The sequence below is a fragment of the Kitasatospora sp. YST-16 genome, from assembly GCF_026802215.1.
In the GTDB taxonomy this organism is placed as follows: domain Bacteria; phylum Actinomycetota; class Actinomycetes; order Streptomycetales; family Streptomycetaceae; genus Kitasatospora; species Kitasatospora cineracea.
This window is the reverse complement of the sequence record NZ_CP113837.1, coordinates 2,575,777-2,588,693: the sequence shown is the minus strand read 5'-3', so window position 1 is coordinate 2,588,693 and position 12,917 is coordinate 2,575,777. Positions and strand designations below refer to the sequence as shown.

13 protein-coding genes and 1 pseudogene are annotated in these 12,917 nt (G+C 72.7%); 5 read left to right on the top strand and 9 right to left on the bottom strand.

Features of this window, described 5'->3' with window-relative positions; genetic code table 11:
• Positions 1 to 78: 78 nt before the first annotated feature.
• Complete coding sequence (locus tag OU787_RS11655; RefSeq protein ID WP_030457268.1) at positions 79 to 831, bottom strand: hypothetical protein; 753 nt, start codon at positions 829 to 831, stop codon at positions 79 to 81.
• A 249-nt stretch (positions 832 to 1,080) separates the two neighbouring features.
• Here OU787_RS11655 and OU787_RS11650 point away from each other — a divergent pair, with 249 nt between their 5' ends.
• Entirely contained in the window at positions 1,081 to 1,824 is a 744-nt protein-coding gene (locus OU787_RS11650) for a hypothetical protein (RefSeq protein WP_268659286.1), read from the top strand.
• A gap of 7 nt (positions 1,825 to 1,831) precedes the next feature.
• On the opposite strand, the gene OU787_RS11645 is transcribed toward OU787_RS11650, so the two are convergent.
• The 4 genes from OU787_RS11645 to OU787_RS11630 form a co-directional block, all read right to left on the bottom strand.
• On the bottom strand, positions 1,832 to 2,443 hold the full coding sequence (locus OU787_RS11645; RefSeq protein WP_123555225.1) for a Maf family protein: 612 nt from the start codon (positions 2,441 to 2,443) through the stop codon (positions 1,832 to 1,834).
• A 16-nt stretch (positions 2,444 to 2,459) separates the two neighbouring features.
• Positions 2,460 to 2,585, bottom strand: coding sequence for a morphogenic membrane protein MmpB (mmpB, locus tag OU787_RS11640; RefSeq protein WP_255358028.1), 126 nt, complete (start codon positions 2,583 to 2,585; stop codon positions 2,460 to 2,462).
• 74 nt (positions 2,586 to 2,659) lie between these two features.
• Entirely contained in the window at positions 2,660 to 2,857 is a 198-nt protein-coding gene (locus OU787_RS11635; protein WP_030457265.1) for an acyl-CoA carboxylase subunit epsilon, read from the bottom strand.
• 22 nt (positions 2,858 to 2,879) lie between these two features.
• On the bottom strand, positions 2,880 to 4,469 hold the full coding sequence (locus OU787_RS11630; RefSeq protein WP_268659285.1) for an acyl-CoA carboxylase subunit beta: 1,590 nt from the start codon (positions 4,467 to 4,469) through the stop codon (positions 2,880 to 2,882).
• 200 nt (positions 4,470 to 4,669) lie between these two features.
• Here OU787_RS11630 and OU787_RS11625 point away from each other — a divergent pair, with 200 nt between their 5' ends.
• Complete coding sequence (locus OU787_RS11625) at positions 4,670 to 5,566, top strand: biotin--[acetyl-CoA-carboxylase] ligase (protein WP_380374664.1); 897 nt, start codon at positions 4,670 to 4,672, stop codon at positions 5,564 to 5,566.
• Between the two features lie 197 nt (positions 5,567 to 5,763).
• Positions 5,764 to 6,831 carry an adenylate/guanylate cyclase domain-containing protein gene (locus OU787_RS11620; RefSeq protein WP_035953436.1) on the top strand — a complete coding sequence of 356 codons (1,068 nt, stop codon included), beginning with the start codon at positions 5,764 to 5,766 and terminating at the stop codon, positions 6,829 to 6,831.
• Positions 6,832 to 6,852: 21 nt separating this feature from the next.
• Here the strand turns inward: OU787_RS11620 and OU787_RS11615 are convergent, their stop codons facing one another.
• Positions 6,853 to 7,434, bottom strand: a complete 582-nt coding sequence (locus tag OU787_RS11615) for an RloB family protein (RefSeq protein WP_268659284.1) — start codon at positions 7,432 to 7,434, stop codon at positions 6,853 to 6,855.
• Positions 7,434 to 8,762: an AAA family ATPase gene (locus OU787_RS11610; protein WP_268659283.1), complete on the bottom strand. Its 1,329-nt coding sequence runs from the start codon at positions 8,760 to 8,762 to the stop codon at positions 7,434 to 7,436. Before OU787_RS11610 ends, OU787_RS11615 begins: the two co-directional genes overlap by 1 nt.
• Positions 8,763 to 9,178: 416 nt before the next feature.
• Between OU787_RS11610 and OU787_RS11605 the strand changes: the two are divergent.
• Positions 9,179 to 10,321, top strand: a pseudogene (locus tag OU787_RS11605) (diguanylate cyclase domain-containing protein); the annotation flags it as partial.
• A gap of 565 nt (positions 10,322 to 10,886) precedes the next feature.
• Here OU787_RS11605 and OU787_RS11600 read toward each other — a convergent pair.
• Positions 10,887 to 11,477: a TetR/AcrR family transcriptional regulator gene (locus OU787_RS11600; protein ID WP_268659282.1), complete on the bottom strand. Its 591-nt coding sequence runs from the start codon at positions 11,475 to 11,477 to the stop codon at positions 10,887 to 10,889.
• Positions 11,478 to 11,573: 96 nt separating this feature from the next.
• Between OU787_RS11600 and OU787_RS11595 the strand changes: the two genes are divergently transcribed.
• Positions 11,574 to 12,020 (top strand): DUF1772 domain-containing protein, encoded by a 447-nt coding sequence (locus OU787_RS11595; RefSeq protein WP_030457259.1) that lies wholly within the window; start codon positions 11,574 to 11,576, stop codon positions 12,018 to 12,020.
• A 61-nt stretch (positions 12,021 to 12,081) separates the two neighbouring features.
• Here OU787_RS11595 and fdhD read toward each other — a convergent pair whose 3' ends face one another.
• A complete protein-coding gene (gene fdhD / locus OU787_RS11590; protein WP_030457258.1) occupies positions 12,082 to 12,897 on the bottom strand; it encodes a formate dehydrogenase accessory sulfurtransferase FdhD in 816 nt (271 codons plus the stop codon).
• Positions 12,898 to 12,917: the final 20 nt, after the last annotated feature.

The window sequence follows — 12,917 nt, the reverse complement described above, 5'->3', positions numbered from 1 at the left end:
TGGGCCCTGGGCGATCGTGCACCGGAGCGCTGGAGCGCCGGTCGGGGGTGGGGTGGCCTTCGCCACACCGGGGTCGGTTCAGACCGCCGCCGGTTCCGGACGGCTGACCGCCGCGTCCGTCACGTCGGCCTCGAACTCGACCACGTCCGGCCCGTACGCGCGGGCGTTCACCACCCGGAGCACCACCGCGAACGCGCCGTCCCGGCCGTGCTTGCGGGCCAGCTCCCGGTGGTGGGCGACCAGGTAGCGGGCGGCCGCGTGGTTGGAGACCGCGGTCTGCCCGGCGATCAGGAACACCGGCCGGCTGCCCTCGCGCAGGTGCACCCGGGCCAGCAGCACGTGGGCCCGCTGGCCGGGCTCCTCCCGGGAGGTCAGGAACCGGAACTCCCGGGTGCCGACCAGCAGGGTGTGCACCGGGTGCCCGGCCTCCGCGGGCGGGTCGACGAACGCCACCCCCGGCAGCCAGGACTCCAGGTGGGCCGCCGTCCGCCGGTTGCCGACCGGGCCGCCCACGCAGAACTCGGTCTTGTCGCCCAGCCCCTGCCGGACCTCGTCGTGCCCGGTCAGCGTCGCCCGCGCGCCGCACTCGCGCACCAGCGCGGACAGCTCCATCAGCGCGTACACGTCGTCGCGGGCCACGCTCTTGGCGTCCGTGGCCGACGCCTGGCGGTTGACCACCAGCAGCGCCTCGCCGCCGGCCGGCAGCCCGAAGAACGCCCGCTCCCGTTCCAGCCGGCGCCGACGGCGCAGCGACTGGGCCAGCCAGCCCAGCCCGGCGCTGATCGCCGAAGCGACCAGTCCCAGAACGACGTTGAGCACTCCATCGGTCATCTTCGGCTCCTCGTCGCCCCTTTCCGGTCCGGCTGCGTCAGCCTAACGGCGCCCGGCTGGAGAGGGGGTGGAACTCTGCAACAGATGTGCGGGCCCGGTTCTGTCCGATTCCGCAACCGGGAAACCGGAGCGGGGTGATCCGGTTCCGGGCCGGCCATAACGGAATGGTTCAGACCATTGACCCCCGGTCGGGCCGCTCCCTACCGTCACAGCCACTACGCACCGTCCGCACGATTCACGGGGGAAAACGTGAAGCGTTCCGCACTGCCCGTCGCGCTGGCCGCGACCGCCCTGCTGCTCACCGCCTGCTCCGGCGGCGGAGGCGCGAAGGCCGACCCGGCGCCCAGCGCCGACACCTACGGCTGCGTCACCCAGGAGCAGGCCGCCAAGGGCTCCTTCACCCTCGACGGCGGCACCGCCGCCGGGAACCACCTGGACGCCTACTACCGGGACTCCGACGCCGGACACGCCAAGGTCGGCGTGGTCTTCTCGCACCAGGCCGACGGCTCGCTCTGCGAATGGGCGCCCGTCCTCGACCGGTTCACCAAGGCCGGCTACGCGGTGCTCGCCTTCACCTGCTCCGGCGACGTCACCGAGGGCATCAAGGCCGCCGAACGCTACTACCAGGGCAAGGGCGTCGGCGCGGTCGCCCTGGTCGGCGCCTCCAAGGGCGCCGCCGCCTCACTGGTCGCCGCCAAGCTCGACAACCCGCTGCCGGTCAGGGCCGTGGTCTCGCTCAGCTCGCCCGAGTCGTACCCGCTGTTCAACGCCGCCCTGGCGGTCACCGTGGTGAAGACCCCGACCTACTTCGCCGCCGAACAGCTCGACTCCCCGTTCGCCGCCAACGCCAAGGCCCTGTACGACGCCTCCGTCGCCGAGGACAAGCAGCTCAAGGTCTACCCCGGCGGCAACCACGGCGCCCCGCTGCTCCGGGACGGCGCGCTGCCCGACGTGCTCGGCTACCTGGCCAAGCACGCCCCCGCGACGGGCTGACGGGCCCTCAGGCCCACAGGTCGGTGATGCGCACGTCCAGCTCGGCGAGCAGGCGGCGCAGCAGCGGCAGCGACAGGCCGATCACGTTGCCGGGGTCGCCGTCGATCCCCTCCACGAACGGTGCCGAACGGCCGTCCAGGGTGAACGCCCCGGCCACGTGCAGCGGTTCGCCGGAGGCGACGTACGCGGCGACCTCGGCGTCGTCCGGCGTCCCGAACCGGACGGTGGTCGAGGCGGTCGCGGCGGCCCGCCGCCCGGTCGCGGTGTCGATCACGCAGTGGCCGGTGCGCAGCACGCCCGCCCGGCCGCGCATCGAGCGCCAGCGCTCCAGCGCCTCCGCGGCGTCGGCCGGCTTGCCCAGCGCGACGCCGTCCAGCTCCAGCACCGAGTCGCACCCGACCACCAGCGGCGGCTCGCCCGGCTCCGCGGCCAGCTCCCCGGCCACCTTCTCCGCCTTCGCCACCGCCAGCACCAGCGCCAGCTCGCCGGGCGTCGGAGCACTCAGCGCGTCCTCGTCCACCCCGCTCACCCGCACCAGCGGCTCCAGGCCGGCCTGCCGCAGCAGGCCCAGACGGGCGGGGGAAGCGGACGCGAGAACCAGCGGGCGACGAGCGGTCATGCCCCCAGCCTAGGGCCTAGAGCAGCACCAGGGCCGCCCCCGCCAGGGCCAGCAGTGCGAGCACCAGCCCCGTCCGCCGCAGCCTCAGCTGCACTTCACGAGCCTCTTGCGACGGCTCGTCGCGGGGGTCTGACCAGAGCACACCCCCACCCTGCAACGGCCTTCCGGCGCGGCGCCTGAGTATCCGTACTCACTCCGCCGCGCCGGGGCGCCGGGTCAGCGCGGCCAGAGGCTGGTGCGCCAGGCGTGCGGGCCCGGGGCGGGCAGCGGGCGGTGGGTGCGGGTGGTCCAGGCGGTGGCCGGGCCGCGCGCGGGGGCGGCGGCCCGCGTGGCGGCCCGGGATTGGACCACCGCCAGGACGGTGGCCAGCTCCTCGGGGGTCGGCTGCCCGTGCAGCACGTGGATGGGCGTCATGGTGCGGAGCTCCCTTCAGGGGTCAGAGCGGGATGTTGCCGTGCTTCTTCGGCGGCAGCGCCTCCCGCTTGCCGCGCAGCGCCCGCAGCCCGCGGACGATGTGCCGCCTGGTCTCGCTGGGCGCGATCACCGCGTCCACGTAGCCGCGCTCGGCGGCCAGGTACGGGTTGAGCAGGGTGTCCTCGTACGAGGCGAGCAGTTCGGCGCGGCGCTCCTCGCCGACGCCCTCGGCCTCGGCGGCGGCGATCTCCCGGCGGTGCAGGATGTTGACCGCGCCCTGGGCGCCCATCACGGCGATCTGGGCGGTCGGCCAGGCCAGGTTGAGGTCGGCGCCCAGGTGCTTGGAGCCCATCACGTCGTACGCGCCGCCGAACGCCTTGCGGGTGATGACGGTGATCAGCGGCACGGTGGCCTCCGCGTAGGCGAAGATCAGCTTGGCGCCGCGCCGGATGATGCCGTCCCACTCCTGGCCGGTGCCGGGCAGGAAGCCGGGCACGTCGACGAAGGTCAGCACCGGGATGTTGAACGCGTCGCAGGTGCGCACGAAGCGGGCGGCCTTCTCGCTGGCCGCGATGTCCAGGCAGCCGGCCAGGTCCATCGGCTGGTTGCCGACCACGCCCACCGGGTGGCCCTCGACCCGGCCGAAGCCGACCACGATGTTGCCCGCGTACAGCGGCTGGACCTCCAGGAAGTCGCCGTCGTCCAGCACGTGCTCGATCACCCGGCGGATGTCGTACGGCTGGTTCGCCGAGTCCGGGACGATGGCGTCGAGTTCGAGGTCCTCGTCGGTGATCGACAGGTCCGCCTGCTCGGGGTAGGCCGGCGGGTCGGAGAGGTTGTTGGAGGGCAGGTACGAGAGCAGGCTCTTGACGTACTCGATCGCCTCCTTCTCGTCGGCGGCCAGGTAGTGCGCGTTGCCGGACTTGGTGTTGTGGGTGCGGGCGCCGCCCAGCTCCTCCATGTCCACGGTCTCGCCGGTGACGGTCCTGATCACGTCGGGGCCGGTGATGAACATGTGCGAGGTCTTGTCGGCCATCACCACGAAGTCGGTGACGGCGGGGGAGTAGACCGCGCCGCCCGCGCACGGGCCCATGATCAGCGAGATCTGCGGGATCACCCCGGAGGCGTGCACGTTGCGGCGGAAGATCTCGCCGTACAGGCCGAGCGAGACCACGCCCTCCTGGATCCGGGCGCCGCCGGAGTCGTTGATGCCGATCATCGGGCAGCCGGTCTTCAGCGCGAAGTCCATCACCTTGACGATCTTCTCGCCGAACACCTCGCCGAGCGAGCCGCCGAACACCGTGAAGTCCTGGGCGAACACCGCGACCTGGCGGCCGTCCACGGTGCCGTAGCCGGTGACCACGCCGTCGCCGTACGGGCGGTTCTTCTCCTGGCCGAAGTTGGTGGAGCGGTGCCGGGCGAACTCGTCGAACTCCACGAAGGAGTCCTCGTCGAGCAGTTCGAGGATCCGCTCACGGGCCGTCAGCTTGCCCTTGGCGTGCTGCTTCTCGACCGCCGCGGCCGAGCCGGAGTGCACCGCCTCGTCGATCCGCCGGCGCAGGTCGGCGAGCTTCCCGGCGGTGGTGTGCGGGTTCTGCGGTGCCTGGGTCATTCCGGTGGCTCTCCCTGCGTCCTCGGCCGCCGGCCCGGCGCGTGAGGGGTGCGGGCAGGGCGGCGCTGCGGTCTACCGTTGAGTAGCGTAACCAGCGCCGACGCGCGCGTGGTTATGGCCATCGCCACATCGTCCCACTGCCCGTTCTGCGGGACGATGATGCGGCGTGCGGCGTCCGTGCGGCGGCCTAGGCTGGCCCGGTGACCACTCCCGACAGCCCCCGTCCCCGCCGCTCCGGCCTGCGCGGCTTCGGCCACGACGGCCCCTCCCCGTGGACCGACCTGGAGCGCCCCCCGCTGGACGAACGGGCCCTGCGGCTCGACCTGCTGCGCCCCGGGGCCCTGTGGACCTCACTCGATGTGGTGACCGAGACCGGCTCCACCAACGCCGACCTCGCCGCCCGGGCCAAGGACGGCGCGCCCGAGGGCGCGGTGCTGGTCGCCGAGTCGCAGAACGCCGGTCGCGGCCGCCTCGACCGCCGCTGGAACGCCCCGCCGCGCTCCGGGCTGTTCCTGTCGGTGCTGCTGCGCCCGCAGGGCGTGCCGATGGAGCGCTACGGCTGGCTGCCGATCCTGATCGGCACCGCCGTCTCCGCCGCCCTCGACCGGATCGCCGAGGTGCGCACCGGCCTGAAGTGGCCCAACGACCTGCAGGCCGTCGTCGACGGGCAGGAGCGCAAGCTCGGCGGCATCCTCACCGAACTGTCCGGCGGCGCCGTGGTGGCCGGCCTCGGCCTGAACGTCTCACTGCGCGCCGACGAACTGCCCGTCCCCACCGCGACCTCGCTCTCCCTGGCCGGCGCCGCGACCACCGACCGCTCGACCCTGCTGCGCGCCGTGCTGCGCGAGTTCGCCGAACTGTACGGCGAGTGGACCGCCGCGGCCGGCGACCCGCACGCCAGCGGCCTGCTGCCCGCCTACACCGCCCGCTGCACCACGCTGAACCGCCCGGTGCGGGTCCAGCTCCCCGGGGAGCGCGAACTGCTCGGCGAGGCCGTCGCGGTGGACGGCGACGGCCGCCTGGTGGTGCGCACCCCCGACGGCGCCCGGCACCCCGTCGCCGCCGGGGACGTGGTGCACGTCCGCCCGCAGGACTGACCCCGCGGCGGCCGCGCCGGTCTCACCCAGCGGGACCGGCCGACCGGCTGCCGGGCGGATGCCCCGGATTACGCGATTCCGTGCGAACATTCCACCTGGCAGCGGTGTGAGGCTCGCCACTACCCCCGCGGTGGTCGCGTGCCCGCACCTCGAAGACGGCAAGACACAAGTGCGGCAGGCCGCACGGGGACGGACCGGTGACAGACAACGGCGGCGCCACGGAGGGCTCCGGCAACGGCGCGACGGACGACGGGGCCACCGTCGCCACCGACCTGGAGCGGCTGATCCTCGACGCGCCGCGCAAGTACACCCCGTACCAGGCCGCGCGCGCCGCCGAAGTCCCGATGGACCTCGCCACCCGGTTCTGGCGCGCCATGGGCTTCCCCGACATCGGCCAGTCCCGCGCCCTCACCGACAACGACGTGATCGCGCTGCGCCGGCTGGCCGGCCTGATCGAGTCCGGGCTGCTCAGCGAGCCGATGGCGATCCAGGTCGCCCGCTCCACCGGCCAGACCACCGCCCGGCTGGCCGGCTGGCAGATGGACACCTTCCTCGACAACCTCACCCAGCCCGTCGAACCCGGCATGACCCGCTCCGACGTCGCCTACCCGCTGGTCGAACTGCTGCTCCCCGAGCTGGAGCAGTTCCTGGTGTACGTCTGGCGCCGCCAGCTGGCCGCCGTCACCGGCCGGGTGGTCGCCGCCGCCGAGGACCACGAGGTCACCTCCGGGCGGCTCGCCGTCGCCTTCGCCGACCTGGTCGGCTTCACCCGGCTCTCCCGCCGGCTGGAGGAGGAGGAACTCGGCGAACTCGTCGAGGGCTTCGAGAACACCTGCTCCGACCTGATCGCCGGCCAGGGCGGCCGGGTGGTCAAGACCCTCGGCGACGAGATCCTGTTCGTCTCCGAGGACCCGGCCACCGTCGCCGAGATCGCCCTCTCCCTGGTCGAGACGCTCGCCAAGGAGGACAACATGCCCGCCCTGCGGGTCGGCATGGCCTTCGGCACCGTCACCTCCCGGATGGGCGACGTCTTCGGCACCACCGTCAACCTGGCCTCCCGGCTGACCTCGATCGCCCCCAAGGACGCCGTCCTGGTCGACGGCGAACTCGCCGCCGCGCTCGACCAGCACGGCACCGCGACCCTCCCCGAGAGCGCCCCCGCCCCCGGCCACCGCTTCCACCTCCAGCCGATGTGGCGCCGCCCGGTCCGCGGCCTCGGCCTGGTCGAGCCCTGGCTGCTCACCCGGGTGCCCACCGGCGACTGACCTGCCGGCGGCGGGGCGGGGTCAGATCATCTTCCGGACGATCTCGTGAACCGTGGTGGAGGGGTTGAGGTGTTCTCCGCAGCAGCTTTCCCAGCGTTTCGCCGCCCGGTCGACCGCGGACTCCACCCCGTCCCGGTAATGCTTGAACTCCAGACGGCTCTTGTCGTACTTCGGAAGGTGCTTCTTCAGTAGTCGGGCGAGGCCCCGGTAGTCGGGGACCTCCGCGTTGCACGCGGTGAAGTGCAGAAGAAGCCAGTACTCGAAGCACGGGACCGAAAGAGCGATCCTGATTCCGTGCTTCCGGGCGAGCTTCATCGCCGGACCGAGGTCGAATTCGTCCTTGTCGATGACGGCCCAGCACTCTTCGAAGTCGTCCTGGGACTGCTCGCGCCGCTTGATCGCGGACCGTACGACATCGAGCGGACTGCCGACCTCTACGGCGATTTTCACGACGACGTTGGAGTTCTTCCTCTCGTCCCGCAGGGATTCGAAATACTGCTTCTCGGTCTCTTGCGCGCCACAGATCACAAGGATGCGGTCCTGCAATCGGCGGGAGCCGGTCGGCCGTCTGCGGCCCGAAGTGGTGCGACGGATGCCGGACATCAGGAATCGCCCTCACCGCGGGCAACTGCATCGATCATGCCGGACGACGTGACGTAGGGGATTGCCCCAACCGCGCCACCCAGGTAGCGACGTTCCCAGTTCAAGCCGTCGCGGGGTTTGAAATCGGTCAGGGGGAAGAGCGCGGACTCGCCGTTCCCGTTCTTCTCCATGAACCAGATCTCGTCCCGCCGGAGCAGTTCATCGCCACCGTGCCGACCGAGCAGCGACGTGTCATGGGTGGTGAAAACCAATTGGGCCCCCCGGGGGTTCGCGTCAGGGTCCTGGAACAGCTTCACCATGTGGGCCAGCAGCACCGGATGGAGGCTGGTGTCGAGCTCGTCGACGACCAGGGTCCACCCGTTCTCGAGTGCCCCGATCAGGTAGCCGGCGGCTTCGAACCACGCCCTCGTGCCACGGGACTCCTGTTCGAGGGGGAATTTCGCGTTCCGGACCCCGGAGTGTTCGAAGAGCACCGATTTATTGAGGCTCTGGAGATTGTGGATCTGAAGGAGCAGATCGGGAGGGACCCTCTCGCCGGAGTGGAGTACTTTCACCGCGCCTCCGGGCTCAAGGGTCAGGCGCGCCGCGTCACCGTCCAGATCCTTGCTGTCCACCCGCTCGATCGAGATGGCCGGAGTTTCGCGTTCGACGCCGAGGATGCCGAAGTCCGCAGCCCTGATCAGCCTGCGAATCCGTTCGGACGTCTCCGGAGCCGCCAGCATTTCCATGGTGCGGTGGCGCATCTGCGAGATGTTCGCGCGCTCGTCCGAGGCGAACCAGAGAGACCGGTGGAACCAGTCGAAAACGGTGCGCGGCTCTTCGATCTTCGCCCGGGCGGCATAGGAGAGGAAGAGCCCGTTGTCAGGTGTCAGTTCATCCAGGAGCCGGACGCGGGGTGATCCGAAGGCGCGCCCGAACTTGAACTTCGCGCCGGTCCGCTCGAACAGCAGCTGCTTCCTGCCCGAGGGGTACGAGTACAGCCACTCCTCGGTGACGCGCATCCTGTCGATGCTGAACCCGTAGGAGTACTTGATCCCCCCGGCCACCAGGTCGACGGCGTACGAGGACGGACTTTCGGGTGATTCGGCATCGAGCATGAAAGGCTGCTGGGGGACGCCTTCCGTGCCGCGCCATTCGGCGCTCTGCTCCGTGACGGCGTCGTGCATGAACCGGAGGCCGTTGAGAATGTTCGATTTTCCCGAGGCGTTCGGTCCGTAGACGGCCGCGACCCGGATGGAGGTCTCGTTCTTCCGGTAGACGGGGCGCAGGTCGAAATCCTGCTCAGCCTTGATCGAGCGGTGGTTGGCGATCCTGAAGCCCAAGAGCATGGCGACCTCCGGAGCCCTCGAACGGGGCTTGTGAACAAGTGATTTGCGCTATTGGCAGTAAGGGAACCCTACGGCGTGCCGGTGGGGGTGCACCAGTAGGTACTTCGTCAGGAGTGGCGCCGCCACCCCTCGGTGCGACAGGTCTCGAATGGGTCCGCCGTGGTCGAAGAAACCTTCGATGCGGATGGCCGTAGGTCGGACGCGTGTGCCGGATGTCCCGGTGGGGCGTGTGTGTCCGGCGCCTGCTTTGGCCAAAACCCTCCTGAACCGACCTAGGCTGGGTGAAAGGGTCACGTGGGCAGGAGGGCGGCTGACGGTGAGTAGCGGTGAGTGAGGCGACCATGGACGAGCGGGCCTCGTTCGAGGCGGCGGCGCCCGACCTGCGGCTGCAGGCCGTGGTGGAACTCGCCCAGGACATGGCGGGCGCGCTGACCCCGCTGGAGGCGGTCCGGGCCGCCGCCGCCCGGGCCGTCTCCGCGCTCGGCGCCACGATGGCCGCCGTCTCGGTCTGGGACCGCGAGTCCGGGCGGCTGCGGGTGCTCGTCAACCACGGCGAACTCTCGCCCGGCGAACAGGAGTTGCCCGAGGATGAGTCGTACCCGGTGGCCGACTTCCCGGAGATCGTCACCTACCTGGAGGAGCACTGGACCACCGGCCGGCTGCCCCGCGCCTGGGTCCAGACCGCCGAGGACAGCGGCCCGCACACCGGCCACGACCACCCCGGCTCCGGCGCGTTCTGCCGCCAGCGGGCCGCCGGGCTGCGCCGGCGCGGCCGCGGCTGCTGCCTGGTCGCGCCGATCGTCCTGCACGGCCAGGCCTGGGGCGAGCTCTACCTGGCCCGCGGCATCGGCATGCCGGTCTTCACCGGCGCCGACGCCGAGTACGCCACCCTGCTGGCCGCCCAGGTCTCGGCCGGCCTGGCCCAGACCGAGCGGGTCGCCGACCTGCGCCGCCTCGCCTTCACCGACGCGCTCACCGGCCTGGCCAACCGCCGGGCCGTCGACGCCCGGCTCGACGAGGCGCTCAAGGCCCACACCCGGGACGGCGCGGTGGTCTCGCTGGTGGTCTGCGACGTCAACGGACTCAAGCGGGTCAACGACCAGCTCGGCCACGAGATGGGCGACCGGCTGCTCGAACGCTTCGCCCACCAGCTCTCGCTGTCCGCCGCCAAGCTCCCCGGCAGCCTGGCCGCCCGGCTCGGCGGCGATGAGTTCTGCCTGCTCGCGGAGGGCCAGTCGGCCGACGAGGTGGTCGCCGTCGCCGAGGAACTCTGCGTCCGCGCCCTGGAGTTGACCGACGGCGAGGGCGTCGCCTGCGGCATCGCCTCCACCGGCGACTCGATCGGCCCGGTCACCACCCCCGACCGGCTGTTCCGGCTCGCCGACGCCGCCCAGTACCGGGCCAAGGCCGGCCGGGCCGCGCACCCCGTGGTGGCCGGCCGCAGCCACGGCCCCGCCTACGCCCCCGACCCGACGGTGCAGCTCGCCGACGCCGCCGACCCGCAGCAGCGCCGGGCCCCCGGCGGGCGGCCGGGCGGCGACCGGCGGCGCTTCCGCGGCGCCGCGCACAGCGCCGACCCCGGGCAGCTGCTCGCCGCCGTCCTCGGCGCCCTCGACCAGGCCGGCCCGACCCACCCCGCCGACACCCTCGGACGGCTCGCCCTGGTCGCCGAGGCCGCCTCCCGGCTGCTGAACGCCGTCGGCTGGTGGATCTCCTACGTGCCGCCCGGCTCCCCGCTGATGCGCACCGCCCGGCACGCGGTCTACCGGATGACCGGCGGTCCGGCCTCCGCCCGGGCCCAGACCCAGCGGGCCCAGATCGAGGCCCCCGACGCGGTCTTCGACCTGCGCCACTACCCGCTCACCTCGCGGGCCGTCACCGGCGGCTCCTTCACCCTCCGGGCCGGGGCCCCCGGCAACGACGCCGCCGAGGAGGCGGTCATGGTGGTCTCCGGCTACCGGGCGATGGCCGCCGCGGGCGGCACCAACCCGGCCGGCGGCTGGCTGCTCGAACTCTTCGCGGACGAGTCCACGCTGCCGTTCACCCAGACCGCCCCGGCCCTGCGCGCCCTGGTCGCGGTCGCGCTCGCCGGGCCCTGCTCGCCGCCGCCCGCGTAGCCGCGGCTCAGGCGCCCGCGGGGACGACGGCCAGCCGGTCCACCAGCAGCTCCACCCGCTGCTCGGTGAACTCGCGCGGCAGCCGCCCGGTCCGGGTCAGGGTGGCCAGGCCGTGCAGGGCGGCCCAGAAGGTCTCGGTGAACAGCCCCGGGTGGACGCCCTCGCCGGTGACCTCGGCGAGGGGTTCCAGCAGGGCGGCGAAGGCGTCCTTGAGCGGGGCGGGGGTGTCCTCCTGGGCGTAGGGGAGGCCGCCGTCCAGCTGGAAGATCGCGTCGTAGACCGCCGGGTGCCGTTCGGCGAAGTCCAGGTAGGCGCGGGCCAGTGCGGCGACCCGGGCCCGCGGGCCGTCCGCCGCGGCGGTGGCGGCCCGCACCGCCGCGGCCAGTTCGGCGGCGCCCTCCAGGGCGACCGCGCCGATGATCTCGCGCTTGCCGCGGAAGTGGCTGTAGAGGACGGGCTGGCTGTACTCGATGCGCTCGGCGAGCCGGCGGGTGGTGACGGCGTCCCAGCCCTGCTGCTCGGCGAGTTCGCGGGCGGTGGCCACGATGAGGCGTTCGCGCCCGGCCCGTTCGCGTTCCTTGCGTTCCTGTACCGACATGAGTCGATCCTAGCATCGCTAGACAAGAGAGCGGCAGTAGCGCTAGCGTTGCACCATCACCTAGCGCCGCTAGGTCGCAGTCCGGGAGGGAATGCCATGATCAACGCGCTCGAGGTCGTCACCGTCGTCGCCGTCGGCCTGATGGTGGGGGTGGAGCTCGCCGTCGCCTTCGTGGTCAACCGGATCCTCGGCGCGCTGCCCGAGGACAGCTACCAGCTCGGCCGTGCCCACGGCGGCCGGATGCTCGGCGCCCTGATGCCGTTCTGGTACTTCGGCTCGCTCGGCCTCGCCGCGGCCTGGGCCGCCGCCCGCTGGCACCACCCCGGCACCCCGCTGGTGGTCACCGCCGCCGGGCTGCTGGTGGCCAGCGTGCTGATGTCGGTGCTGCTGCTCGTCCCGATCAACAACCGGAGCAAGCACTGGACCCCGGAGAACCGGCCCGCCGACTGGCGCGAGCAGAGCGACCGCTGGGACCGCTACCACTACGCCCGGGTCGCCGTCCTGGTCGCCGCGTTCGCCCTGCTGGTCGCCGCGCTGGTCTGAACGGGCGGCCGGGGCCCGGGTTCGGGGCCCGGGGTCCGGGGCCTGGGCCTGGGCCTGGGGCCTAGCCGATCCGGTCGGGGCGGGTGTAGACGTTCGCGGTGTCCTCGCGCAGGAAGCCGACCAGGGTCAGGCCCAGCTCCTCGGCCAGGTCGGCGGCCAGCGAGGACGGGGCGGAGACCGCGGCCAGCAGCGGCAGGCCGGCCAGCGCGGCCTTCTGGGTCAGCTCGAAGGAGGCCCGGCCGGAGACCAGCAGCAGGTGGCCGGCCAGCGGGAGCCGGCCCTCGCGCAGCGCCCAGCCGACCACCTTGTCCACCGCGTTGTGCCGGCCGACGTCCTCGCGCGCGCACAGCAGCGTCCCGTCCGCGGTGAACAGGCCCGCGGCGTGCAGGCCGCCGGTGCTGTCGAAGGTGCGCTGGGCGGCGCGCAGCCGCTCGGGGAGCAGGTAGAGGGTCTCGGCGGGGACGCTCAGCGGGTCGGTGGAGACGTCCCAGCGCGAGCGGGTCCGGACGGCGTCCACGGTGTCCCGGCCGCACAGGCCGCAGGCGCTGGTGGTCAGCAGGTTGCGGTGGGCCGATAGGGCCGGGCGGGCGCCGCGGACGGTGGCGTCGACCACGTTGTAGGTGTTGGCGCCCCCGGCGTCCGTCCCGGCGCAGTAGCGCAGCGCGGCCAGCTCCTCGGTGGCGCCGACCAGGCCCTCGCCGACCAGGAACCCGGCGACCAGGTCGAAGTCGTGGCCGGGGGTGCGCATGGTGACGGTCAGCGCCTCGCCGCCGATCCGGATCTCCAGCGGCTCCTCGGCGGCCAGGCTGTCGGGCCGCGCCCCCCGTTCCCCGCCGCGCAGCCGTACCACCCGTCGCCGTTCCGTTGCCCGCGCCATGCGTCTCGCACCTCCGCGGG

Coding starts and splice junctions, on each gene's coding strand:
- OU787_RS11655 (WP_030457268.1), bottom strand. CDS start 831: ATGACCGATGGAGTGCTCAACGTCGTTCTGGGACTGGTCGCTTCGGCG.
- OU787_RS11645 (WP_123555225.1), bottom strand. CDS start 2,443: ATGACCGCTCGTCGCCCGCTGGTTCTCGCGTCCGCTTCCCCCGCCCGT.
- OU787_RS11635 (WP_030457265.1), bottom strand. CDS start 2,857: ATGACGCCCATCCACGTGCTGCACGGGCAGCCGACCCCCGAGGAGCTG.
- OU787_RS11630 (WP_268659285.1), bottom strand. CDS start 4,469: ATGACCCAGGCACCGCAGAACCCGCACACCACCGCCGGGAAGCTCGCC.
- OU787_RS11615 (WP_268659284.1), bottom strand. CDS start 7,434: ATGTCCGGCATCCGTCGCACCACTTCGGGCCGCAGACGGCCGACCGGC.
- OU787_RS11610 (WP_268659283.1), bottom strand. CDS start 8,762: ATGCTCTTGGGCTTCAGGATCGCCAACCACCGCTCGATCAAGGCTGAG.
- OU787_RS11600 (WP_268659282.1), bottom strand. CDS start 11,477: ATGTCGGTACAGGAACGCAAGGAACGCGAACGGGCCGGGCGCGAACGC.
- OU787_RS11595 (WP_030457259.1), top strand. CDS start 11,574: ATGATCAACGCGCTCGAGGTCGTCACCGTCGTCGCCGTCGGCCTGATG.
- fdhD (WP_030457258.1), bottom strand. CDS start 12,897: ATGGCGCGGGCAACGGAACGGCGACGGGTGGTACGGCTGCGCGGCGGG.